This is a genomic window from Paramesorhizobium deserti, from assembly GCF_001558695.1.
GTDB classification, from domain to species: Bacteria; Pseudomonadota; Alphaproteobacteria; order Rhizobiales; family Rhizobiaceae; genus Paramesorhizobium; species Paramesorhizobium deserti.
Window position 1 is genome coordinate 468,714 of the sequence record NZ_LNTU01000023.1, and the last position, 22,669, is coordinate 491,382.

At 60.8% G+C, this 22,669-nt stretch carries 19 protein-coding genes and 1 tRNA gene; 13 read left to right on the top strand and 7 right to left on the bottom strand.

Annotation, left to right across the window (positions count from 1 at the left end; translation table 11 throughout):
* Positions 1–59: 59 nt before the first annotated feature.
* Together ATN84_RS15140 and ATN84_RS15145 are read right to left on the bottom strand one after the other, a co-directional pair.
* Positions 60–485 (bottom strand): BA14K family protein, encoded by a 426-nt coding sequence (locus ATN84_RS15140; protein WP_068882690.1) that lies wholly within the window; start codon positions 483–485, stop codon positions 60–62.
* A gap of 148 nt (positions 486–633) precedes the next feature.
* Positions 634–1,539 (bottom strand): aminoglycoside phosphotransferase family protein, encoded by a 906-nt coding sequence (locus ATN84_RS15145; RefSeq protein WP_068882465.1) that lies wholly within the window; start codon positions 1,537–1,539, stop codon positions 634–636.
* Positions 1,540–2,091: 552 nt separating this feature from the next.
* On the opposite strand from ATN84_RS15145, the gene ATN84_RS15150 reads away from it, so the two are divergent.
* From ATN84_RS15150 to ATN84_RS15160, 3 genes are all read left to right on the top strand, one after another.
* Complete coding sequence (locus tag ATN84_RS15150; RefSeq protein ID WP_068882466.1) at positions 2,092–3,204, top strand: endonuclease/exonuclease/phosphatase family protein; 1,113 nt, start codon at positions 2,092–2,094, stop codon at positions 3,202–3,204.
* A gap of 2 nt (positions 3,205–3,206) precedes the next feature.
* Positions 3,207–3,911 carry an NUDIX hydrolase gene (locus tag ATN84_RS15155; RefSeq protein WP_068882467.1) on the top strand — a complete coding sequence of 235 codons (705 nt, stop codon included), beginning with the start codon at positions 3,207–3,209 and terminating at the stop codon, positions 3,909–3,911.
* Between the two features lie 83 nt (positions 3,912–3,994).
* Positions 3,995–4,921, top strand: coding sequence for a PhzF family phenazine biosynthesis protein (locus tag ATN84_RS15160; protein ID WP_068882468.1), 927 nt, complete (start codon positions 3,995–3,997; stop codon positions 4,919–4,921).
* A 197-nt stretch (positions 4,922–5,118) separates the two neighbouring features.
* Here ATN84_RS15160 and ATN84_RS15165 read toward each other — a convergent pair.
* Positions 5,119–5,194: transfer RNA gene (locus tag ATN84_RS15165), tRNA-Lys, on the bottom strand.
* Between the two features lie 354 nt (positions 5,195–5,548).
* Between ATN84_RS15165 and ATN84_RS15170 the strand changes: the two genes are divergently transcribed.
* From ATN84_RS15170 to cysW, 5 genes are all read left to right on the top strand, one after another.
* Complete coding sequence (locus tag ATN84_RS15170) at positions 5,549–6,205, top strand: DedA family protein (protein WP_068882469.1); 657 nt, start codon at positions 5,549–5,551, stop codon at positions 6,203–6,205.
* A 266-nt stretch (positions 6,206–6,471) separates the two neighbouring features.
* A complete protein-coding gene (locus tag ATN84_RS15175; protein ID WP_068882470.1) occupies positions 6,472–6,660 on the top strand; it encodes a hypothetical protein in 189 nt (62 codons plus the stop codon).
* A gap of 354 nt (positions 6,661–7,014) precedes the next feature.
* Positions 7,015–8,019, top strand: a complete 1,005-nt coding sequence (locus ATN84_RS15180; protein ID WP_068882471.1) for a sulfate ABC transporter substrate-binding protein — start codon at positions 7,015–7,017, stop codon at positions 8,017–8,019.
* A 202-nt stretch (positions 8,020–8,221) separates the two neighbouring features.
* Complete coding sequence (cysT, locus tag ATN84_RS15185) at positions 8,222–9,064, top strand: sulfate ABC transporter permease subunit CysT (protein WP_068882472.1); 843 nt, start codon at positions 8,222–8,224, stop codon at positions 9,062–9,064.
* On the top strand, positions 9,048–9,911 hold the full coding sequence (cysW, locus tag ATN84_RS15190) for a sulfate ABC transporter permease subunit CysW (RefSeq protein ID WP_068882473.1): 864 nt from the start codon (positions 9,048–9,050) through the stop codon (positions 9,909–9,911). The genes cysT and cysW overlap by 17 nt, the downstream gene beginning before the upstream one ends.
* A 303-nt stretch (positions 9,912–10,214) precedes the next feature.
* Here cysW and ATN84_RS15195 read toward each other — a convergent pair whose 3' ends face one another.
* The 4 genes from ATN84_RS15195 to ATN84_RS15210 form a co-directional block, all read right to left on the bottom strand.
* Entirely contained in the window at positions 10,215–10,766 is a 552-nt protein-coding gene (locus tag ATN84_RS15195; protein WP_068882474.1) for an alpha/beta hydrolase, read from the bottom strand.
* Positions 10,767–10,917: 151 nt separating this feature from the next.
* Positions 10,918–11,880, bottom strand: a complete 963-nt coding sequence (locus ATN84_RS15200; protein WP_068882475.1) for a lysylphosphatidylglycerol synthase domain-containing protein — start codon at positions 11,878–11,880, stop codon at positions 10,918–10,920.
* A 119-nt stretch (positions 11,881–11,999) separates the two neighbouring features.
* The gene (locus ATN84_RS15205) at positions 12,000–14,528 is read right to left on the bottom strand and encodes a protein translocase subunit SecDF (protein WP_068882476.1); all 2,529 of its coding nucleotides are present in this window, start codon (positions 14,526–14,528) and stop codon (positions 12,000–12,002) included.
* A gap of 114 nt (positions 14,529–14,642) precedes the next feature.
* Positions 14,643–15,059 carry a hypothetical protein gene (locus ATN84_RS15210; RefSeq protein ID WP_153020255.1) on the bottom strand — a complete coding sequence of 139 codons (417 nt, stop codon included), beginning with the start codon at positions 15,057–15,059 and terminating at the stop codon, positions 14,643–14,645.
* A gap of 266 nt (positions 15,060–15,325) precedes the next feature.
* On the opposite strand from ATN84_RS15210, the gene ATN84_RS15215 reads away from it, so the two are divergent.
* From ATN84_RS15215 to ATN84_RS15235, 5 genes are all read left to right on the top strand, one after another.
* Positions 15,326–17,869, top strand: a complete 2,544-nt coding sequence (locus ATN84_RS15215) for a mechanosensitive ion channel family protein (protein WP_068882478.1) — start codon at positions 15,326–15,328, stop codon at positions 17,867–17,869.
* A 125-nt stretch (positions 17,870–17,994) separates the two neighbouring features.
* On the top strand, positions 17,995–18,258 hold the full coding sequence (locus tag ATN84_RS15220; RefSeq protein ID WP_068882479.1) for a hypothetical protein: 264 nt from the start codon (positions 17,995–17,997) through the stop codon (positions 18,256–18,258).
* A gap of 291 nt (positions 18,259–18,549) precedes the next feature.
* A complete protein-coding gene (locus tag ATN84_RS15225) occupies positions 18,550–19,485 on the top strand; it encodes a bifunctional helix-turn-helix transcriptional regulator/GNAT family N-acetyltransferase (RefSeq protein ID WP_068882480.1) in 936 nt (311 codons plus the stop codon).
* 275 nt (positions 19,486–19,760) lie between these two features.
* Complete coding sequence (locus tag ATN84_RS15230; protein WP_068882481.1) at positions 19,761–21,212, top strand: UbiA family prenyltransferase; 1,452 nt, start codon at positions 19,761–19,763, stop codon at positions 21,210–21,212.
* The gene (locus tag ATN84_RS15235) at positions 21,212–22,525 is read left to right on the top strand and encodes an FAD-binding oxidoreductase (RefSeq protein WP_068882482.1); all 1,314 of its coding nucleotides are present in this window, start codon (positions 21,212–21,214) and stop codon (positions 22,523–22,525) included. Before ATN84_RS15230 ends, ATN84_RS15235 begins: the two co-directional genes overlap by 1 nt.
* Positions 22,526–22,669: the final 144 nt, after the last annotated feature.

Here is a 22,669-nt window from a genome sequence, read left to right on the forward strand (position 1 = left end):
CCTCGGAGGAATCAGACTTTGTTTCCCTTACTCCCTTACTCCCTTACTCCCTTACTCCCTTAACTTCCGAACGGCGAAGAGCAGGCCCGGCGGCTGCCGGCGAAGGGCTGGTAGGAGTTGTCGGACGTTCTGTAGGAATTGTAGCGGTTTTGGCACCACTGGATGTGGTTTATGCTCGGCGTGGCGCCTCGGGCCCTGACGCCGGGCGAACGCTGGCGCTGCTCGATCGGATCGCTGTTCCTGTAATGCAGCACGCCCTGCTCGGAATAGTAGGTGCCGCTCTCGCGGCAAAGCGTCGAACCATAACATTTTCGTGCCGCAGGATCGGAGCGGGTGCTGCCGGCGACGCCGCCATTGATCAGCCGGCCCTCGGGCCGCAGCGGCTGGACGCCGGATTGCTGGCGGATTTCGATCGCCGAGGCGGCGGAGGTGGCCAGGAAGAGGCAACTTGCCGCCAGGAATGCCGTTCCGAGTGTTCTGAACATATCCATCATCTCATCCTTCACGGCAATATATAGGGTCCGGGCATGATGGTGCCAAACAATGATTGACTGTTGGCCACCGGTTATCTTGTGCTGCCGGCAGTCTTGGTAATGGGATCGTGGCCAGTGTCAGTTTCGCGCTGGTGAGGCTTTATCCGGCATGGTGCTGCCGATGATCGGCCAGCACCTCCTTAATGACCCGCCATGATTTCCCGACTTCGCGCTGGTTGCCGTCATGCCCCGAAGCCGTAATCAGGGCTTTCCACAGAGCCCAACCCCGCGCGCGGCACCAGGTCTCGTCATCAAGGGAAAGCGCGGCGCGAAACGCCTCACGGCTTTCGCCGGAAAACTGCGTCCAGGCGATGACGAGATCACATGCCGGATCGCCTATTGCCGAACTGCCGAAATCGATGACGGCACAGAGCTTGCCGTTCTCGACGAGCAAATTGCCATAGGCAATGTCGCCATGGACCCAGACCGGACCATGCTGCCATTGCGAGTTCAGCGCTACGGCCCATACGTCCTCGGCCAGGGCCGTATCAATGTGGGTCCCAAGCGCGGCAAGGGCGGCGCGGGTTTCGCCATCATAGACCGCAAGGCGGCCTCCGCGATGAAAATTGTGCTTTCCGGGCGGTGGGCCGCCGGCGGCGTCGATCCGGTAAAGCGCCTGAAGGAACCCGGCCAGCGAGAGGGCAAACCGACAGGGATCGGCGACCTGCTCCGGGGCGGCCGGTCTACCCTCGATCCACCGATAGACAGACCAATGCCAGGGATAGGCCTCGGTCGGCACACCCTTGGCAAGGGGTACCGGGATCGGCAGCGGCAGGTGGGGTGAAAGTTGCGGCAGCCAGCGATGTTCTTTCTCCACCTGAGCGGCGTAGGAGGCAGCGCTCGGCAGGCGAACCGACATGCGATCCCCCAAGCGAAAGGTGCGGTTGTCCCAGCCACCCGGCTCGACAGGAGTGATCGGCAGGTTTCCCCATCCTGGAAACTGCGTCGTGATCAATTGGCGAACGAGGGATGCATCTATAAACGGGGGAGGTGCTGCTTCCGACATGGTTTCTGGGTATAGAACGTTTCAACGTTTAGAGTTTGTCAGAACTGGCTTGAAGCGACGCCCGTCTGGCCGTCATTCTCGGGCTTGTCCCGAGAATCTACCGCAGCTTAATCTGTCAGGACGGTAATCGCTTATCTTTTTCTTATGGCAGATTCTCGGGACAAGCCCGAGAATGACGGCAGGTTTACGCACTTTCTCTTATCTGCGTTTCAGTTGAGTTCTGGCAGACTCTAGCAGAAGCAGCGTTTCCGTGTCCCGGCGACAGGCACGGAGGTGATGGCGACCTTGGTGATGGGGTCAATACATCCCAGTTGCGTCATACTCGGGCTCGACCCGAGTATCCATTCCGGACCGTCGAAACCATATCCATGGTCTGAAATGCGGGCGCTGCACCGGCATTCCGGAATGGATCATCGGATCAAGTCCGATGATGACGGAGGTGGGGGATGCCGGTCCTTGCCTTCCACCCCGTCGGCTGCTGCGTCGGTTGATTGTGAAAGTTTTTTGGCGGGCCTTGTCATTTGACGCGGAGCGGGCAACACTCCGCCGCGCATGTCCCTCACGATCGCCACCTTCAATGTCGAAAATCTGATGCACCGGTTCGATTTTTCGGGCTTCCGGAACGAATTGCATCAGGATCGCAGCCTGCAGCTCTTCGAGATAAAGGACGAGGCGCAGTACAAGCTGCTCGAGCAGGCGCGGGCCATCGCCTATGCCGACGATACCCGCCAGATGACGGCGCTCGCCATCGCGGATACCCGTGCAGACATCATCTGCATGCAGGAAGTGGACAATCTCGCCGCGCTCAACGCCTTCGAATATGGCTATCTCTTCAAGATGGTCGGGCATGGCTATCGCAAAAAATACCTGATCGACGGCAATGACAGCCGCGGCATCGACGTGGCGGTGATGATGCGAGAGGAGACGCGCGACGGCCAGCCGATCGAGTTCGTCTCTATGACCAGCCACGCGCATCTGACCTATGCCGATCTCGGCCTTTACGATCCGGAGCTGGCAACGCTCGGCATCGAGCCGCATGAGCGGATCTTCAAGCGCGATTGCCTTGAGATCGACATCCGTGTCGGCGGCAGGCCGTTTTCGCTGTTCGTCTGCCATTTTAAATCGATGGCGGGGCAGCGCAACGGGCTCGACGGGCGCATGGCGACCATGCCGGTGCGCATTGCCGAGGCGAAGGCCGTGCGCCGGATCATCGAGAACAAGTTCGGGCGCGAGGGCACGCCGCACAAGCGCTGGCTGATCTGTGGCGATTTCAACGATTATCGCGAGCGCATCGTGATAAGCGGCGACGAGGTGAACGGCTATGGCTTCGAGTCGGTGAGGGAGGAGGCCAGCTCGGTCGATATCCTGCTGCAGGATGGGTTCGCCGAAAATCTGGTGGAGCGCCGCCCGGTGATGGACCGTTGGACGCTCTATCACACCCGCGGTCCGCAGGAGCGCCATCTCTGCCAGCTCGATTACATTCTGGCATCCCCGGCGCTCAGCCGCCGGAACGCCAAGGCGTTGCCGGATATTATACGCCGGGGCCAGCCCTGGCGCACGATCTTCCCGGAGGGGCAGGCGGTCGATCGCTATCCCAGAACCGGCTGGGACAGGCCCAAGGCCAGCGACCATTGCCCGGTTGCCGTGACGCTGGATATTCTTTGACGATGGATGAAACTCCCGAAAACACGGTCTTTCCGATCGATCGCGTCGAGGTGCGCGTCGTGCCGGGCGCGCTGGATTATGCCGTGAAGAACAAGGCGGCGATCGAGCGCAACTGGCATGAGGAAGTTTCGGCCAATCCCAATCTCTTCAACGGCGAACTCTATCTCGCGCCTCATGCGCATATCGGCGACGGGACCTTGCGCGCCGATTTCGTTCGCTCGCTCTATGAGACGCTTCTCTATTGGCGGCGCGACCCCGAGACTGTCCGGCCCTGGCATATATTCGGCGTCGGCGTGGTGGTTTCGTCGGACAATCGCCTGATCGCCGCGCGCATGGCCGCGCATAATGCCGGCGGCGGCCGCATCTATTTCCCGGCCGGCTCCATCGACGACAACGACATCGTTGACGGCGTGGTCGATTATGACCGTAACAACCGGCGCGAGGTGCAGGAGGAAACCGGTCTCGATCTGTCACATGCCGAGCAGGAGGCGAAAATCCACCTGGTGACGGGCAATCGCAGCATCGCGCTCTTTCGCCGCTACCGCTTCACTGACGACGCGGCGACGCTGATCGCCCGTATCGAGGCGCATCTCGCCGGCCAGGATGATCCGGAACTGGACCGGATCATCGAGGTGAGCGGACCCGGGCAGATGGGGGAGGCGACGCCGAGCTATGTCCGGGCCTTCGCCGATTGGCATTTCAGCTAATGACAATATCAGGAAACTATCGATTGTGTCCGACTTCCCCATGTCTATGCTGGTGCACCGTGGAGTGACGGAGATTATGACATATGGATGTTAAGACGGCTTCGGGACGGGCCTACGAAATATTCGACGTGTTCACCGGCGACGCGCTGAGCGGCAACCCGCTGGCGATCGTCCATGATGCCGAAGGGCTTGACGAGAAGCGCATGCAGGCGATCGCGCGCGAGTTCAACCTTTCGGAGACGGTCTTCGTCACGCCGGCGCAGAACCCCATCCATACGGCTGCCATCCGCATCTTCACGCCGGATTACGAGCTGCCTTTCGCGGGCCATCCGACGGTGGGCACGGCCATTGCGCTGGCGGCCAGGCGCGGCGGGGGGGAGAATGCGAACGTGCTGATCGCGCTGGAGGAGAAGATCGGCGTGGTGCGCTGCGGCGTCGGCTTTTCGAAGAAGGGCGCCTTTGCCGAGTTCGACCTGCCACGCCTGGCCGAAAAGCTCGATATCGAGGTGGAGAAGGAAGTCGCCGCGGCGGCGCTCGGCGTCGGCACGCATGAGATCGGCTTCGAGAATCATGTGCCGAGCGTGTGGAGCGGCGGCGTCCCCTATCTGCTCGTCCCCGTCCACAATCTGATCACGGCGGCCAAGATCTCGGTGGACACCGTTTTCGTCAGGGAAAACCTGCCGGTGGTCAACGGGCGGCAGTTGCCGATCTATGTCTATTGCCGCGAAACCAGACTTTTCGACAGCGATTTCCATGCGCGCATGTTCGTGACGGGCGGGAATCACTATGAGGACCCGGCAACCGGCTCGGCCGTCGCCGCCTTTGCCGGCGCAATCCATCATTTCGATAGGCCCGTGGATGGCGTGGCGCAGCTATGGATCGAGCAGGGCATGGAGATGGGGCGGCCTTCGCGCATCAGGTTGGAAATGGATATCGAAAACCGGCGCATAGCGGGCGCGCGCATCGGCGGATCGGCGGTGAAGGTGGCGGAAGGCATGCTGTTCGTTTGAATGGCGCTGGTGTGGGGTTGTAGCCACACAGAGCAGCTTTCATGAATTGCGCCATTCTGCGCCGTCGAGGCAGTTGCGATGGCGGGGATCAAGCTGCTAAGCGAAAGACTTCGATTTGTGGCGGCCGATGATCCGGCACCATCACAAAACTGTATAGAAATGAGATTAGATATCAGCGGCAAACCATTGGGATGGTTTGGTGGGTGATGTAGGGATCGAACCTACGACCCGCTGATTAAGAGTCAGCTGCTCTACCAACTGAGCTAATCACCCGCCTCGTCCAGCGCGCTGCGCCGTCGAAGTGAGCGGTTCTATAACCGCACTCATCGCACCTGTCTAGCCTTCAATCGTGCAATTTTGCAGAAACCGGCGGGAATGATGATCTATTCCTTCTCCGCGCTTGCCAGCGTCCCATCCGATCGCCATATGGCGAATACGAAAGCGGTAGGTCGGAAAAAGCGTCAGGCTCGGGGGCATGATCCTGTCATCAATATTTGATCCTTGCCTGCCACAATTAGAAAGACAACAATCGCAAAGCGCGGCGGATCCGCCGCGGCTTTCGAAAAACCGCTGTACAGTTCCTTAAACTCTGTCAGCTAGTGTCTTGTTGATGGTGTAGGGAACTCAATGGAAAGTTTTCTGGGCGAGCTTGGGCATTTCATCTCGGCGCATGGGGCATGGGCCGGGCCGATCGTTGGCGTGATAGCATTCGGCGAATCGCTGGCGCTGATCGGGATGTTCATTCCGGCCACCCCAGTAATGCTCTTGATCGGCGGGCTGATCGGGGCCGGCATCATCGAACCCTTTTCCGTCATTCTCGGCGCCATCATCGGCGCGGTGATCGGCGACATCATCTCCTATTTCCTGGGCTGGTGGGTCGGGCGCAGCATCGTCCACAAATGGCCGCTCAACCGGCACCGGCAGGGCGTTGCCCGCGCCAGGCTCTATTTCCGCCGCTACGGCTTCGCTTCGGTCTTTCTCGGCCGCTTCTTCGGTCCCATCCGCTGCACGGTTCCGCTGGTCGCCGGCATGATGTCGATGGACCAGAAACGCTTTCAAACGGCCAATATCCTTTCCGCCGCCGTCTGGGCGCCGGTGATGTTCGCTCCCGGCTGGCTGGCCGGCAAGGGCGCCGGCATCTTCGCCCATATGAATGGCGATGCCTGGGTGTGGCTGACCGCCGGCGTCACCGTTCTGGCCATCGTCACCACGGTCCTCGGCGTCCGCATGTTCCGGTCGCGGCCGCGCCGCAGGCGCGGCGTGCAGATTTCACCGGCGGAGTAGTAGGGAATAGGGTGGACCTCCTCGGAGGAATCAGGCTCCGTTCCCTTACTCCCCTCCGTCCGATCACTGGGGCTTTTTCGTCCCAACTGTGGCTTCCGCGCATTATCACAAAATATATATCGTATTTATATACCATCAGAACGACCGCCTTATTGACAATCCGGGGAAAGCCTCCATCATTTAAGGAAAGTTTGACCTGTGTGGCGAAAGCAGGGCAATTTCTTGAGGCGGCAACCGGGCCTTCGGGCCGGCGTAAGGAGGTTGGCATGACACGTCTATACGAACTCAGCGTGCTCCCCGTCACCGCGTTCTTCGCACGGGCTCTGGCCTGCCTGGAACGGCCGCTCTTCGCCATGGCGCATAATACCGACGAGATTGCCGCACGGCGCAAGCGCAGGATCGAACGCGCTCAGGACGACGTGCTGTGGTGCTGGAAGCAGCGCGGCTTCTGGTAAGATCGATCGGCCGAGGCGATTGCGCCGGATGAGGCGCTGAAGGCTCGGATGGGCAGTTAGCGGGTGATGTGGCCCCGCGTCAGGGCTGGATGGAGCAAGCTCTTTCCAGCCTTTCTTTTGTCCACCGCTTCCCGTTCATGAAATCGATTGCTTCTCCTTGCAGGTTTACCCGAAAAAATGCCCTCATTTTTGGGGGTATCGATAACAGACATTTCGCGATCGGCCGATATCGTAGTTTATATATGCGAATCAATGATTTAGATTGATTTTGCTGTGTGCGGCACTAGATTGCTTTTCCATGTTTTCATGAAATGAGGCGGCTTTTGTGCAAGCGTGCCCGTGGAGATGCAGTCAATGAAGAAAATTATTCTATATGCGGCGGTGGCTCTGGCGCTCGGCGCCGGACCCGTGCGCGCCGAAGAGCCGAAGGAGATCCTCAACGTCTCCTACGATATCGGGCGTGAGCTCTATGAGCAGATCGACAAGGCCTTTACGGCTGCGTGGAAGGAAAAGACCGGCAACGACATCACGGTCAACCAGTCGCACGCAGGATCGTCCAAGCAGGCCCGCTCGATTCTCGAGGGCCTGGAGGCCGATGTCGTCACCTTCAACCAGGTGACGGATGTGCAGGTGCTGCACGACAGGGGCGATCTCATTCCGGCCGACTGGCAGTCGCGCTTGCCGAACAATTCCTCGCCCTATTATTCGCTGCCGGCCTTCCTGGTGCGCGCCGGCAACCCGAAGAACATCAAGAACTGGGGCGATCTGGTGCGCGACGACGTGCAGGTGATCTTCCCCAATCCGAAGACCTCGGGCAATGCGCGCTACACCTATCTGGCGGCGACGGCCTATGCCCGCGAAGCCTTCGACAATGACGACGCCAAGGTGCGCGAGTTCATCACCAAGCTGTTCCAGCATGTGCCGGTCTTCGACACGGGGGGGCGCGGCGCGACCACGACCTTCACCGAGCGCGGCATCGGCGATGTCCTGATCACCTTCGAGGCGGAGGTGCTGGGCACGCAGAAGCAACTCGGCAAGGACCAGTATGAGGTCGTTGTGCCGCCCATCAGCCTTCTCTCGGAATTCCCGGTGACGGTGGTGGACAAGGTCGTCGACAAGCGCGGCTCGCGCGCGGTATCGGAAGCCTATCTGAACTATCTCTATTCGCCGGAAGGGCAGGATATCCTCGCCCAGAACTTCAACCGTGTGCATGACGAGACGATCAAAGCCAAGTACAAGGACCAGTTCCCCGAGGTTCGTCTGGTGACCGTGGAGGACGAGTTCGGCGGCTGGAAAAAGGCGACCGAGGAGCATTTCGCCGAAGGCGGGATTCTCGATCAGTTGTTTACGGCAAGGTGAGAATTTAGCCACCACCCCCCTCTGCCCTGCCGGGCATCTCCCCCCTCAAGGGGGGAGATTACCCTTCATGAGAGGTTGGCACCAATCGCCAACCTTGCAGATGTAGACAGAAAGTCGTGTCAGCTGATCTCCCCCCTTGAGAGGAGATGGCCGGCAGGCCAGAGGGGGGTGATCGGTGGAAATGGCGAGTGATTGATCGACCATGTTTTCTAACCCATTCAAAACCAGAAAAAGCGTCCTGCCCGGCTTCGGCGTCACCATGGGTGTGACGCTGCTTTATCTAATCATCATCGTGGCGCTGCCGCTCGCCGCCATGGTGCTGAAGACGGCAAGCCTCGGCTGGGCGGAGTTCTGGTCGATCGTCACCTCCGAGCGCGCGCTCGCCACCTATCGCATCACGCTGGGCACCGCGGCCATCGCCACGCTGATCAATGCCAGCTTCGGTCTTCTCATCGCATGGGTGCTGGTGCGCTATGAATTTCCCGGCAAAAGGCTGATCGATGCGCTGGTCGACCTGCCTTTCGCCCTGCCGACGGCGATCGCCGGCCTGGCGCTCGTCACCGTTTTCTCGCGTAATGGCTGGTTCGGCCAGTATCTCGAGCCGTTGGGCATCAAGGTCGCCTATGCGCCGCTCGGCATCGCCATCGCCATGGCCTTCACCAGCGCGCCCTTCGTCATCCGCACCGTGCAGCCGGTGCTGGAGGATCTCTCCGATGATGTGGAGCAGGCGGCGCAAACGCTCGGCGCACGGCCCTGGCAGGTGTTCCGCCACGTCATCTGGCCGATGATCTTCCCCGCCTTTCTCGCGGGTTCGGCGCTCTCCTTCGCCCGCAGCCTCGGCGAGTTCGGGGCGATCGTCTTCATCTCCGGCAATCTGCCGTTCAAGACGGAGGTGACGTCGCTTCTGGTCTTCATCCGGCTCGACGAGTTTGACTATCCGTCGGCGGCGGCGCTGGCGATGGTCATGCTGATCGTGGCCTTCCTCATGCTCCTCACCACCAATCTCATCCAGGCCTGGCAGTTACGATATGCAGAGCGCAGCTAGTCTTGCGGTCGGCCGCCCTTCCGTCCAGGCGGCCCGCACACGAAAAAAGAAGCGCGGCTTCTGGCAGGTGGCGCTGATCCTTCTGGCGGTCGTGCTTTCGGCGCTCTTTCTCGGCGTGCCGCTGGCGGTGGTCTTCGCCTATGCCTTCGGCAGCGGGATCGAGGTGTTCTGGCGCGAAATCACCGAACCCACGACCCTGCACGCGATCGGGCTCACCGTGCTGACCGCGGTTGTCGTGGTGCCGATCAACATGGTTTTCGGCATCTGCGTCGCGTGGGCCGTGACACGGTTCCGTTTTCCGGGCCGGCGCCTGCTCATCACCTTCGTCGAAATCCCGTTCTCCGTCTCACCGATCGTCGCCGGCGTGATCTATCTCTTCCTCTATGGCTCGCAGGGGCTGCTCGGACCTTTCCTGGAAGCGCACGACATCAAGATCATGTTCACGGTTCCGGCGATCTTCCTGGTCAGCCTTTTCGTGACCTGTCCGTTCGTCGCGCGTGAGCTCATTCCGCTGATGGAGGTGCAGGGCAATGAGGATGAGGAAGCGGCGATCTCGCTTGGCGCGACGGGCCTGCAGACCTTCTTCTATGTCACCCTGCCCAATATCAAATGGGCGCTGCTCTACGGCGCGGTGCTCTGCAATGCGCGGGTGATGGGCGAGTTCGGCGCAACGTCGATCGTATCCGGCGCCATTCGCGGCAAGACCAGCACATTGCCGCTGCAGGTGGAGCAGCTTTTCAACGATTACAACACCGTCGGCGCCTTCGCCGCCGCATCGACGCTCGCTTTCATGGCGCTGGTGACGCTGTTGCTGAAGTATGTTTTGGAGCGCAGGGCGCATGGGTAGATGCCGAAACTGCGCCGCGGTTTTCCGTTTGGACCGTTCCGGAATGGATCCTCGGGTCAAGCCCGAGGATGACGGATTGGAGGGGGGAACCGCTCATTTTCCGCCGTTGCGCTCGCCAGATAGTCAACAAAATGTCAGTCATAATGTATGCCATTTAGCTACCTCCCTCCCCAACGGCGTCATCCTCGGGCTTGACCCGAGGACCCATTCCGGAACATCGCCATTTCATTAGCGGGGCGGACATAAGGCCATCGCTGTCCAACGCCGGTGTTCTGATCGAGAGTGAAGCGCTTCAAGTGCGTCTCATTCCGCCGCGACGAGCACCCGCTGGCGGAAGGATGAGGTGAGGATCATGCCTTCCGGCCAGTAGCCGAAGCCGCTGGCCGGGTTGATATGGCCGGCATGGCCGAGATCGACCAAGCCCGATCCCCAGACATTCGCCAGTGCCTCGGCCTTGGCGAAGCTCATATAGTCGTCGTTGCGGCTGGCCGCGACGATCGAGGGGAAGGGAAATTCGCGCCGGGGCAGGGGAGCGAAGCTCGCGAATTTCGCATCCTGGCGCGCCATCCTTTCGCTGTCGGCCGGCGCGACCAGCAGGGCGCCGGCGACATGCGCCGCGGCAGGACGGTTTGCGAGATGGGAGACCAGCACGCAGCCGAGGCTGTGAGCTACCAGGATCGCACCCGGATGTTCGGCCAGATGAGCCTCCAGCACATGCAGCCAGTCGGAAAGGACCGGGTTCTCCCAATCCTCCTGCTCGACCATTTTCGCCTGGGGATCTTCCAGGAGCCACTGGCGCTGCCAGTGGCCGGTTTCCGATCCCCTATATCCGGGTATGATCAATGTCGTCGTCATGCCGCTTCCTCGAAAAGGACTCGAAATATAGTCCAAGAATAAGCGGAAGTTCTAAATAGATGAAGAAAATACTGGCTATGATTGTGTGCTTTTCCAGAACTATTCGCCTAATAACTGCCGGTCTGTGTGAAAATCAGGCCTGCAATTCTGGTTATTGATTGTCCGCCGGCGGTTTGCTCTTCTCGCGCCATCTCAGTGCGAATTGGGTTTTCTCGAAGAGCAGCACGACAAAGAGCGACAGCGCGAAGGGGATCAGCAGATAGAGCAGGCGGAAGACGATCAGCGCCGCCAGCACGTCGGCCTGGTCCATATCCGGCAGGCCGGTCAGGAAAACGATCTCGAGGACGCCCAGCCCCCCGGGCGCATGGGAAATGAGCGCGGCGGAAAAGGAAACGAGGAAAATGCCGAGCACGATGAGAAAGCCCGGATTGCCGGCTTCGGGCAGGGCGAAATAGATGATGCCCGCCGCGCCGATCAGTTCAACCGGAGCGATCAGGAGCTGCTGCCAGACGATCTTGAGGCGTGGATATTCCAGCCGGAACCTGCCGATCACCAGCGGGCGCAACTGCAGCCAGCTGCCGAAGACATAGAGCAGCACCAGAAGGATCATCAACAGCCCCAGCCCGACCGCCAGGTGAGGAGAGATGTCCTCATTGAAGCGTTGCAGGATTTCCGGCTCGATGAGCAGGACGATGCCGCTCAGGATCGTGGTGCCGAGAAAGAAGGTGAAAGAGCAGAAGGCGACCAGAACAGCCACCTCGCTGCCGGTCAGCCCTTGCGAGCTATAGGCGCGGTAGCGCACGACAGCCCCCGAGACGACCGAGGCGCCAATATTGTGCGAGAGCGCATAGGTGGTGAAGGAGGTGAGGCTGATGAACAGCCAGGAAATCCTTTTCTTCAGGTGCAGGAGCGCAATGCGGTCATAGCCGGCAAGCGCCACGTAGGACAGGATCGCGGCGGCGGCGGCGAGCATCCAGTGGTGCAGGCTTATGGCGTCGAGACTGTGGATCACATCGTCGAGCGATATGCTGCGCAGCTCCTTGTAAAGCAGCCAGACCGAAACGGCGACCGCCCCCATGCCGACTACCGGCCAGATGTAATCCTTAAGCTTCATGTCGCCTGCTGCTCAACTCCCGTCCCTCACTCGCACCAACGGCGCGGGGCCGCAGATGTTTCAATGCCGGCGGCGCATCCGGGAACAGCTTTCCCTGGATGCGCCGCCGGCTCGTCTCGTCAGCTCTGGGCAACCGTGCCGTTGGCTCGCTGGTCGGCCTGGCGGCGTTTCCACCAGTCGCCCAAGAGCAGCAGGATCGGTGCGGCGATATAGATCGACGAACTGGTCGCGATCACGATGCCGAAGATCATCGGGACGGCGAAGTTCTCGACCGCGCTGCCGCCCCAGATTGCCATGGGCAGCATGGCGAGGAAGGTGGTGAGCGAGGTGAAGATACAGCGCGCCAGCACCTGATTGATGCTCATGTCGATGATCTCGCGCAGCGGCTTGGCCTTGTAGAGCCTCATATTCTCGCGCATGCGGTCATAGACCACCACCTTGTCGTTCACCGAATAGCCGATGATCGTCAGGAGGGCGGCAATGGCCGTCAGGTTGAAATCGAGGCCGGTCAAGGCGAAGAAGCCGATCATCTTGGTGGTGTCGAGGATGAGCGTGGCGATCGCGCCCAGGGCGAAGAACCACTCGAAGCGCCACCAGATGTAGAACAGCATGGCGATCGCCGCGAGTGTCACCGCGAGGATGCCGGAGCGCGCCAGCTCGCCGCTGACCTTTGGTCCGACGACTTCGGTACGCTCTATCTTGACGCCTGGGATGAGCTTTTCGACCGCACCGCGGACCTTTTCGACCGCAACCGTCTGGGCTTCCTCGCCGCCATCCTGGCGCTGCACGCGGATCAGGACGCTGTTGGCGTCACCGATATTCTGCAGGGCGACTTCGCCGAGATCCAGTCCACCGAGCGTCGATCGCAGCTGGGCGAGATCGGCCGCCTGCGGCGTGTCGATCTCGACCTGGATGCCGCCCTTGAAGTCGATGCCGTAGTTGAGGCCGGGCTTGATGAACAGCACGATCGAGGCGATCGACAGAAGGATGGAAACGCCGATGCCGAGGAAACGCGCCCGCATGAACTTGAAGTTCGTCTCGCCGGGCGAGAGGTTGATAAGCGGCTTGATCTCCAGCTTCTTCAGCTTCATGCGACGGACGATCCAGCCCATCATCATGCGCACGAGGGTCACGTCGGCGAACATCGAGATGGCGATGCCGAGCATCATGGTGATGGCGAAGCCGCGCACCGGGCCGGTGCCGAACAGGAACAGAAGGCCCGTGGCGATGAGCGTCGTCACATTGGCGTCGACGATGGTCGCGTAGGCGCTCTTGAAGCCCTTGTCGAGCGCCGGCATGGCGTTGAGCCCCTTGCGGGTCTCCTCCTTGATGCGCTCGTTGATGAGCACGTTCGCGTCGACGGCGATGCCGATGCCGAGAATGATGCCGGCGATGCCTGGCAATGTCAGCGTCGCACCGATGAGGCTGAGGGCCGAGAAGGTGAAGACGGTGTGGAGCAGAAGCGCCAGATTGGCGATCAGGCCCCAGTAGCCATAGAGCACGACGATGAAGATGGCCACGAGAGCGAAGCCCGCCAAGCCGGTATAGAGCCCCATCTTGATGGCATCGGCGCCGAGATCGGGACCGACGGTGCGCTCCTCGATGACGGTCAGCGGGGCGGGCAGGGCGCCGGCCCGCAGGAGCGCCGAGAGGGTGACCGTATCCTCGACCGTGAAGTTGCCGCTGATCTGGCCCGAGCCGCCGGTGATCGGCTCGCGGATGACGGGAGCGCTCAGCACCTTGCCGTCGAGCACGATGGCGAAGGGCTTGCCCACATTGCGGCTGGTGATGTCAGCGAACTGGCGTGCGCCGACACTGTCGAAACGGAAGGAGACGATCGGCTCGTTGGTGTCCGGATTGAAACCGGCGCGGGCATCTGTCAGCCTTTCGCCATCCAGGGCCACCTGATCCTCGATGGGATATTTGATGTTCGGGTCCTTCGAATCCGGCAGGATGCTGACACCCGGAGGCGGCACGTCGTTCGGGTTGGCATCGGCAACCATGTGGAAGGTCATCTTGGCCGTCGAGCCGAGGAGCTGGCGCAACTGTGTCGGATCCTGGAGGCCCGGAAGCTGAACGACGATGCGGTCGGAGCCGACGCGCTGGATCGACGGTTCGGCGACGCCGACCTGGTCGACACGCTGGCGGATGATCTCAAGGCTCTGCTGCAGCGCGCTGTCGAGGCGGTACTGCAGGCCCGCCGGCGTCAGGGTGAGGCGGATCTGGTTATCGGTACTGCTGACATCGATATCGTTGGTTGCCGTGCCGAAGCCAGTGTCGCCGACGGGCGTTGCAAGCTCGCGCAGCGCCGTCTCGGCGCGGCTGCGCTGATCAGCATCGGCGATGCTGACCACGACTGCATCGCCAACGACCCGGATCGACTGGGGCTGGATGCGCTCGGAGCGAAGCTTGCTGCGCGCATCATCGAGTATCGAGCGCAGGCGGTCTTTCTTCAGGCTGTCGGCATCGACCTCGAGAACGAGGTATGAGCCGCCGCGCAGGTCGAGACCGAGCGTGACCTGGCTTTTCGGGAACCAGCTTGGCAGCGAAGCCAGTTGCTGCTGCGTGAACAGATTGGGCAGCGCCAGCAGGACGCCCATCACGACGATGAAAATGTAGGTCGCAAGGACCCATTTTGAAGTTCGCATTTCATGATCCGGTAAAATCGCGCTCGCTGAAACCCGATACGGGGATATTCGCGAGCGCCGGTTTTCTATGGAGAAGCTCCCCTCTCAAAGGGGTTTCTGCGCGCCGAAGAGAGCTCAGGCGGCAGCTGGCGGCGCACGTGCCGCAAAGGCATGGCCGGTCGCGCCTGCGGGGCCGGCCATGCCGGTGTTCACGATAGCGCTGCCGGCAATCCGCATGCCGAACTCGAACAATGCGGGCAGTAGGGCCGGATCCGGTCCGCCATCGTGGCGGAGCGGCGTCGCCTTCAGATGCAGGGCCTCAAGCGCGGCCGCCCGCATCGGATTTTGGACCGGGGTCGAGTGCTCCCTTGCCGGGGCGGCGGAACGCACATCTCCCGGATTCGTGGCGGCGACGGCGAGGATATCCTCGCCATCCGTTTCATCGGGCAGGGTCCAGTGAAAGGCAAAGAGGAAGGCGGCAACCCACAAGACGCAGGCGAAAAGCTGCGTGACACCGCGCTTTTCCTGATTTGCGTCGCTGGTTAAATGCATTGCCTCGATCAACTCCGCCGATTTCGTGAATTCAGGTCGTCAATATCATGACATCACGGCGATATCCGGACGATATTGCCCGTTTGCACGAAAACTGCTCCGACCGCAATCTTTTCATTAGACATCCAATCGTCCGGGGACAAGAAAATATCGCCTGTTTCCAGTGTTTACCGGCAAATTCCGCAATTCCGATTCATCCCGGTCCTCGATCCGACGCCATCATTGTGCCCCGTTTTGCTTGTGAACGGTGGAGCGGTTTTCTATGAATGGAAGTCCGGAAATCGCTTTGCGGCAGAAAACAGATCGAAACTGGCGAGTCGAAATTGGCATTTTCAAGTAAATTCCCGAAATTCCTGTTTGTTTTTGCGGTATTTCTCGCGCTTTTTGCGTCGGTCGGACATGGCTTCGCCCAGAATGCCATGGCCCCTGATGTCATTTCCCAGGAACGGCCTGTTATCGATTCGCTCAAGAAGCAGACGGCGGATCTCGCCGGGCAGATGAACAAGGCTGCCAGCAGTGACGAGGGGCTGGTCAATCTTCGGCTGAAGCTCGAAGACATTTCGAAGAAGCTGCTCGGCGCTGGGCTGGCTTTCCGGCCGAGGCTGACAGAGATCAATGCACGACTGGAGCAACTCGGCTCGCCGCCGGCTGATGGCCAGCCGGCGGAGCCTGCGATCGTCACCGACGAGCGCAACCGCCTGACCGCCGAAAAGGCGCAGATCAACGCCATGATCGGCGAGACGGAGGACAGTTCGCTCACCGTCAACCAGATGATCGAGCGGATCGGCGAGATGCGTCGCGAATTGTTCACACGCACGCTGTCGCAGCGCGTCGACATCACCTATTCGCTCGGCAGCGAGGTCGCGGATGCCGCCGGTGCCGAGGCGCAGACGCTTGCACGATCTGTATCGTCCTGGTGGCGTTTCGTTATCTCGTTCAAGCTCAAATCCTTCCTGGCGGCGGCGTTTTTTGCCCTGGCGGCGGCGCTTATCCTGCATTTCGGTGCACGGCGCTTCCTGGGCGAGCTCTTTCAGCGCGATCCGACCGTCGAAACCCCGTCCTATCTGAGCCGGCTTTCAGCCGCCTTCTGGTCTACACTCATTCCCTCGGCGGCGGTCGGCGTGTTCCTTGGGACGACCTATTTCTTCCTCAATTATTTCAATGTGCTGCGCTCTGACATTGCGACGATGCTGTCGTCGCTGTTCGTCGTCATCGGCATCGTCTATTTCATCCACAGGCTGGCGAAGGCGGTGCTCTGCGCGGACATGCCGAGCTGGCGGCTGGTGCGTATCGCGCCGCAGCCGGCACGAATTCTCACTTATCTCATCACCACGACCGCGCTAATCAACGGCCTCGATTATTTCTTCAACACGGTCAACCAGGTTCTGTCGTCGCCGCTGTCGCTGACGGTTGCCAAAAGCCTGCTGGCCACGGTGCTGGTGGGGCTCCTGATCATTGCCATTGCGTGGGTGAAGCCGCTTGAAGAGGAGGAGACGGGAGATATCAGGCCGTGGCCGAAGGCATTGCGGCTGTTCCTGATCTGCCTGGGGCTGTTTCCGATCGTCGCCGCTCTGCTCGGCTATATCGGGCTGGCGCGCTTCGTCTCGCAGCAGGTCGTCGTCAACGGCGCGTTTCTGGTGACGATGTATCTGGGCTTCCTCACCGCGCAGGCGATCACGGCCGAGCACGCCTTCGGCAGCACGGCGGTCGGGCGGGCCATGCAGGAGCGGTTCGGCATAGACGAGACGTCGCTCGACCAGCTCGGGCTGGTTGCCGGCATTCTCACCAATATCGCCGTTCTCCTGATCGGCGTGCCGCTCATCCTGCTGCAACTCGGCTTCCAATGGTCCGAATTGCAGACATGGTTCCTGCGGCTGATGACCGGCTTTCAGATCGGCAATTTCTCGGTCTCCTTCACCGGCATCTTCACTGGGCTGCTGCTCTTCGTCATCGGCTATTTCGTCACGCGCTGGTTCCAGAACTGGCTCGACGGGAGCGTCATGGCGAGGGGGCGCGTCGATTCCGGCGTGCGCAATTCGATCCGCACCGTGGTGGGCTATCTCGGCCTGGCGGTGGCGGCGTTGATCGCCATATCAGCGGCCGGCGTCAATCTCTCCAATCTGGCACTGATCGCCGGCGGTCTTTCGCTCGGCATCGGTTTCGGCCTGCAGAACATCGTGCAGAATTTCGTCTCCGGCCTCATTCTTCTCGTCGAGCGGCCAATCAAGGTAGGCGACTGGGTGGAAGCGGGCGGTGTCGGCGGCATCATCAAGAAGATCAGCGTGCGTGCCACGGAGATCGAGACGTTCCAGCGCCAGTCGATCATCGTCCCCAATTCCTCGCTGATCAACGACAACGTCGCCAACTGGACGCACCGCAACAAGCTGGGCCGCGTCGATATCCCGGTGGGCGTGGCCTATGGCAGCGATCCCCGCAAGGCTCATGCGGTGCTCATGGAGATCGGACGTTCCCACCCGCAAGTCCTCAAGAACCCGGAACCGTTCGTCGCTTTCAAGGGATTCGGCGACTCGTCGCTCGATTTCGAACTGCGTGTGTTCCTGGCCGACATCTACTCCATTGCGACGGTGCAGAACGATCTGCGCTTCATGATCGTGGAAAAATTCGCCGAAGAGAAAATCGAGATCCCGTTCCCGCAGACCGATATCAATCTGCGTGTCGAGCATATCGAAGCCATTGCGGACGCGATCGCCGCGCGACGGACAAGGCCGCAAGCTGATGCAGGCAACGGCGAGAAAAAGGGAACGACGAAGGTGGCTGGCAAGACGGGTGTCGCCCAAATAAAAATCTGATCACGTTCAGTTGCCGTTCAGCTTGCGGGCTTTATAACTATTCCTGAAACGGGCAGAAATGCCTTAGGACATCCGAGGCGGCAATGAGCCGCTCACAGGGGGCCGGTGGTGACACCGGGAATGATATGAACCGATATGCAACCGCATTTCTTCTCGTTGTCGTCAGCGCCGGTCCGGCATTCGCCGCCAGCGCGGTCAACAAGGACAGCGAACCGCGCACGCTCGTCGTCACCGAAGGTTCGACCAAGAACGATCTGGTGGTGGGGCCGGGCGAAACGGTCGACTTCTGCCCCGCCGGCTGCTTCGTCACCTTTCCCAATGGCGACCGCCAGGCGCTGACAGGCAGCGAGACCATCGAGATCACCGGCGGCAAGGCCACGGTCAACTAAATCATTTCCTTCCAGTCATTGTTGGAGCGGTTTCCGTCCTGAATCCGGAAACCGCTCTAATTTTTTGTTTTCATAGTGATATTGGTGGGTTTACCTGCTCTCGAGTGACGCTTCCATTTGCATGAAGTGTCTTCGAGCATGAAGACTGCGAAGCGCTTTCCCATTTGGATCCATTCCGGAACATTGCCGCTCCACCAGCGGTCGGACATTATTGTCGGAAGCCGAAAAAACTTCTCAAGTCTCGCATCCTGCGCTAAGTGTTGTCAGTGACAACATTCATGGAGTGCATCGATGACCATTGTCGACGAGGTTCGCAGCTTCAACCGTTTCTACACGCGAGAGATCGGCCTTCTGGACGAACATCTCTCCAAAAGCGATTTCTCGCTCGCCGAGGCGCGGGTGCTTTACGAGCTGGCGCATGGGGGCGAGCAGACGGCGGCCGATATCGCCCGCACGCTGACCATGGATAAGGCGCATCTGAGCCGGATCGTCGCGCGATTTCGCGCGCGCGGGCTGGTGCAGAGCCGGGTCAGCCCGGAGCACGGGAAGCGGCGGCAACTGGCCTTGACCGATGCCGGGCGCGAGGCGTTCGACGCGCTGGAACAGGGCACGCGGTCGCAGATGGAAGCGATTCTGATGCCGCTCGACGGGGAGGCGCATGAGCGGCTTGTTTCGGCGATGCACGACGTGAGGGCTGCTCTCGACAAGGACAGGGCGCGGCCCGCCGACATCCGGCTGCGCGGGCTCAGGCCGGGCGATCTCGGATGGATCACGCATCGCCAGGCGGTGCTCTACAATCGTGAATATGGCTGGGACTGGACCTATGAGGGACTCGTCTTGCAGATATTCGGCGATTTTGTCGCCCATTTCGATCCGGCGCGCGAAGATGGCTGGGTCGCCGAGCGGGCAGGCATCATCGTTGGATCGGTATTTCTGATGAAAAGTGCCGATCCCGCGGTGGCAAAGCTGAGGCTGCTTTATGTGGAGCCCAGCGCGCGAGGGCTCGGGGTCGGCGGGCGGCTGGTCGCTGGCTGCATCGAGCGAGCGCGCGCGCTCGGTTATGAAAAGCTCACCCTGTGGACGAACGACGTGCTGGTCTCCGCGCGCCGCATCTATCAGGCCGCCGGCTTCGAGCTTGTCGACGAGGCGCTGCACCATTCGTTCGGCAAGGATCTCATGGGTCAGACGTGGACGCTTGATCTGCGTCGGCCTGCATCGGCGGGATAATTGGACGGGTCCGCGCTGTTTTTAAGGTGGTGTTTACCGCCTTCACATCGTTCCGAAGGCGTTACAAGCGTTCAACTCTGACGTTCATTCTTCGTTTTCCTATCACTGCTAGTGCGGTTGATGTTTTGATCGAACGGGGACCGCTCTTTGCCTTGCTTGCAGGCAAGTTCGATGGGAAAAGCAGTGTCTGCTTTCCGGAAAAGGCCGGTTCCCGCTTCTCCGGATCAGTCGGGGACAGCCAGAATGCCTTTGGGGGGCTTGGGGGGTAGGAAGCAATGGACGCGCGCAATACCGATAAGAAGATACCTCTGGCGGTCGATCTCGACGGCACGCTGATCGCCTCGGATCTTCTGTGGGAAGGTATCTTCCTGCTTCTGAAGAAGAATTTTCTCTATATTTTCCTGCTGCCGCTCTGGGTTCTGGGGGGCAAGGCACGGTTGAAGCATGAAATCGCCGAGCGCGTCGCCATCGATGCCGAGACGCTGCCTTATCGTCAGGATTTCCTGGCTTTCCTGAAAAAGCAACATGAGGACGGACGCAGGCTGGTTCTCGCCACCGCCGCCGCCACCTCGTTTGCCGAAGCGGTGGCGAAACATCTGGGCATTTTCGATGCGGTCTATTCGACGGATCGCTACCGCAACCTTGCCTCCGGGGCCAAGCTGAAGATGCTGGTCGAAGCCTTCGGGGAGGGCGGCTTCGATTATGCCGGCAATTCGCGCGCCGATATCGCCATTTTCGACAGGGCGCGTCAGGCCATTGTCGTCGCGCCGGACAGGGCCGTGCGGACATGGCGGCGGACGCACATGGCGGATGACCGCGTCAGCCGGTTCTTTGCCGCGCCACCTATGCGCGTCCGCAGTATCATGAGAATGTTGCGCGTGCACCAGTGGATGAAGAACACGCTTGTTTTCGTGCCGCCCATTCTGTCCCACGATCTCTTCTATCACGATGTCTTTACACGCACCTTCCTCGCCTTCGTCTCCTTCTGCGCCGCCGCGTCCTGCGTCTATATCTTCAACGATCTGTTCGACGTGCAGCTCGACCGCCGCCATGCCCGCAAGCGGAAACGGCCCTTCGCCAGCGGCGAACTGCCGACGCTGTTCGGCGTCTGCGCGGCCGTTGCACTGCTGGCGTTCGCCTATAGCGTCGCGGCGCTGCTGCCGATGGAATATGCGCTGGTCCTGACACTCTATCTCTTCGTCACGACAGCCTATTCGGCGGCGCTGAAGCGGATGCTGCTCATCGACGTGCTGGTGCTGGCGGGGCTCTATACAGTGCGGCTTCTGGCCGGCGCCGCGGCCAATTCGACGCCCGGCTCGTTCTGGCTGCTCGCCTTCTCGATCTTCTTCTTCCTGTCGCTGGCGCTGGTCAAGCGCTATGTCGAACTCAGCAATTCGCCGCCGGAGGAGAACGAGAAGCTTGCCGGCAGAGGATATCGCAGCGTCGACCGGGCGGTCATCGCGCAGAGCGGTGTCGCCGCCGCCTTCGGCGCGGTCATGGTTCTGGCGCTCTATGTCGACAGCAACTCGGTCAAGACGCTCTATTCCTACCCCTGGATGATCTGGCCGCTCTGCCCGATCGTCCTCTATATCAACCTGCGCATATGGATCCTGGCGCATCGCGACCAGATGCATGAGGATCCCGTGGTGTTCCTGCTCAGCGACTGGCGCAGCATCATGATGATCGCGATCGGCGGTGCGATGCTGATGACGGCGGGCATGCGCTGATGTTCGACAGCTTCGGCCGCATAGAGCGCCGGCCGCGTAGGACGGTTTCATTCTCCGAGGCAGAACGGATGCTGCGTGACGGCCGGGCCGGTGCCGGCGGGCTGCTTGGCTTCGGCAATGGTCGCTCCTATGGCGACAGCTGCCATAATGACGGGGGAGCGCTGGTCGAGATGCGGCCGGAGGCCCGGATACTGGGCTTCGACCCGGCAAGTGGCATTCTGGATGCGGAGGCGGGCGTGCTTCTCGCCGACATCATCGCCTTTGCCGCGCCGCATGGGTTTTTCCTGCCGGTGACGCCCGGTACCCGCTTCGTCACCCTGGGCGGCGCGATCGCCAATGACGTTCATGGCAAGAACCATCACCGGCGCGGCACATTCGGCTGCCATGTGGTCTCGTTCGAGCTCCTGAGGTCGAACGGAGCGGTGTTCAGTTGCTCGCCACTCAAGAATGAAGCGCTTTTCGCCGCGACCATCGGCGGGATGGGGCTGACGGGACTGATCGTGACAGCGCGGATCAGGCTGATGCGGGTTCCTTCGCTCGATGTCGAGGAGCGGGTCACGCGCTTTGCCGACCTCGACCAATTCTTCGCGCTGGCCGAAAAGGCGGATGCGGACAACGAATATGCGGTCGCCTGGATCGATCAGCTCGCCGAAGGCGGGCGGGCCGGGCGCGGCCTGCTTCTGACGGGAAACCATGCCGGAAACGGCAATTTCGATGCTAGTCCCCGGCCGGCATGGCTCGGCGTGTCGTTCGAACTGCCGTTCTCAGTGCTGAACCGGCCGAGCCTCAAGCTCTTTAATGCCGCCTATCACCATCTGAAGGGGCGCGAAGCGGGGCCGCATCTTTCCGGCTATGAGCCGTTCTTCTATCCGCTCGACAGTCTGCGCGGCTGGAACCGGCTCTATGGTCCGGCGGGACTTTACCAGCACCAGAGCGTCATCCCCGAGCCCCAAGCGCGGGAGACAATTCCGGCGATGCTGGAAGCGACGCGCCGGGCGGGCCAGGTCTCCTTCCTGACGGTGCTGAAGCGTTTCGGGACGATCCGCTCGCCAGGGCTTTTGTCATTTCCGCAGCCCGGCTATACTCTCACCCTCGATTTCCCCAACCGGGGGGAGAAAACGCTTGAGTTGTTGTCTGAGCTCGACCGTTTGACGGTCGAGGCGCAAGGGCGGGTCAATCCCTACAAGGACCAGAGGATGTCGGCGGCGACCTTCGCGGCGTCGTTTCCGCAGTGGAAGATGCTGGAGGAACAGCGCGATCCGGCGTTTTCCTCGAATTTCTGGCGGAGAACGGCGCAAGTTCTGGCCGCATGATCCCGAAAAGCCTGCAACTTTCCGGGATCATGCTCTTAACGCTTGTCTGATCCGCCCATGCATGAAATACCAATTGCAATCGGGAATTGCGGGTTGGTTGAATCGTTCGAATTTTAGGAAATAGCTTTGCGGCTTCTCAACCCA

What these genes read in the sequence shown, in the direction of transcription:
- ATN84_RS15140 (WP_068882690.1), bottom strand. Translation starts at nt 485, where the DNA reads ATGTTCAGAACACTCGGAACGGCATTCCTGGCGGCAAGTTGCCTCTTC.
- ATN84_RS15145 (WP_068882465.1), bottom strand. Translation starts at nt 1,539, where the DNA reads ATGTCGGAAGCAGCACCTCCCCCGTTTATAGATGCATCCCTCGTTCGC.
- ATN84_RS15150 (WP_068882466.1), top strand. Translation starts at nt 2,092, where the DNA reads ATGTCCCTCACGATCGCCACCTTCAATGTCGAAAATCTGATGCACCGG.
- ATN84_RS15155 (WP_068882467.1), top strand. Translation starts at nt 3,207, where the DNA reads ATGGATGAAACTCCCGAAAACACGGTCTTTCCGATCGATCGCGTCGAG.
- ATN84_RS15160 (WP_068882468.1), top strand. Translation starts at nt 3,995, where the DNA reads ATGGATGTTAAGACGGCTTCGGGACGGGCCTACGAAATATTCGACGTG.
- ATN84_RS15170 (WP_068882469.1), top strand. Translation starts at nt 5,549, where the DNA reads ATGGAAAGTTTTCTGGGCGAGCTTGGGCATTTCATCTCGGCGCATGGG.
- ATN84_RS15175 (WP_068882470.1), top strand. Translation starts at nt 6,472, where the DNA reads ATGACACGTCTATACGAACTCAGCGTGCTCCCCGTCACCGCGTTCTTC.
- ATN84_RS15180 (WP_068882471.1), top strand. Translation starts at nt 7,015, where the DNA reads ATGAAGAAAATTATTCTATATGCGGCGGTGGCTCTGGCGCTCGGCGCC.
- cysT (WP_068882472.1), top strand. Translation starts at nt 8,222, where the DNA reads ATGTTTTCTAACCCATTCAAAACCAGAAAAAGCGTCCTGCCCGGCTTC.
- cysW (WP_068882473.1), top strand. Translation starts at nt 9,048, where the DNA reads ATGCAGAGCGCAGCTAGTCTTGCGGTCGGCCGCCCTTCCGTCCAGGCG.
- ATN84_RS15195 (WP_068882474.1), bottom strand. Translation starts at nt 10,766, where the DNA reads ATGACGACGACATTGATCATACCCGGATATAGGGGATCGGAAACCGGC.
- ATN84_RS15200 (WP_068882475.1), bottom strand. Translation starts at nt 11,880, where the DNA reads ATGAAGCTTAAGGATTACATCTGGCCGGTAGTCGGCATGGGGGCGGTC.
- ATN84_RS15205 (WP_068882476.1), bottom strand. Translation starts at nt 14,528, where the DNA reads ATGCGAACTTCAAAATGGGTCCTTGCGACCTACATTTTCATCGTCGTG.
- ATN84_RS15210 (WP_153020255.1), bottom strand. Translation starts at nt 15,059, where the DNA reads ATGCATTTAACCAGCGACGCAAATCAGGAAAAGCGCGGTGTCACGCAG.
- ATN84_RS15215 (WP_068882478.1), top strand. Translation starts at nt 15,326, where the DNA reads ATGGAAGTCCGGAAATCGCTTTGCGGCAGAAAACAGATCGAAACTGGC.
- ATN84_RS15220 (WP_068882479.1), top strand. Translation starts at nt 17,995, where the DNA reads ATGAACCGATATGCAACCGCATTTCTTCTCGTTGTCGTCAGCGCCGGT.
- ATN84_RS15225 (WP_068882480.1), top strand. Translation starts at nt 18,550, where the DNA reads ATGACCATTGTCGACGAGGTTCGCAGCTTCAACCGTTTCTACACGCGA.
- ATN84_RS15230 (WP_068882481.1), top strand. Translation starts at nt 19,761, where the DNA reads ATGGACGCGCGCAATACCGATAAGAAGATACCTCTGGCGGTCGATCTC.
- ATN84_RS15235 (WP_068882482.1), top strand. Translation starts at nt 21,212, where the DNA reads ATGTTCGACAGCTTCGGCCGCATAGAGCGCCGGCCGCGTAGGACGGTT.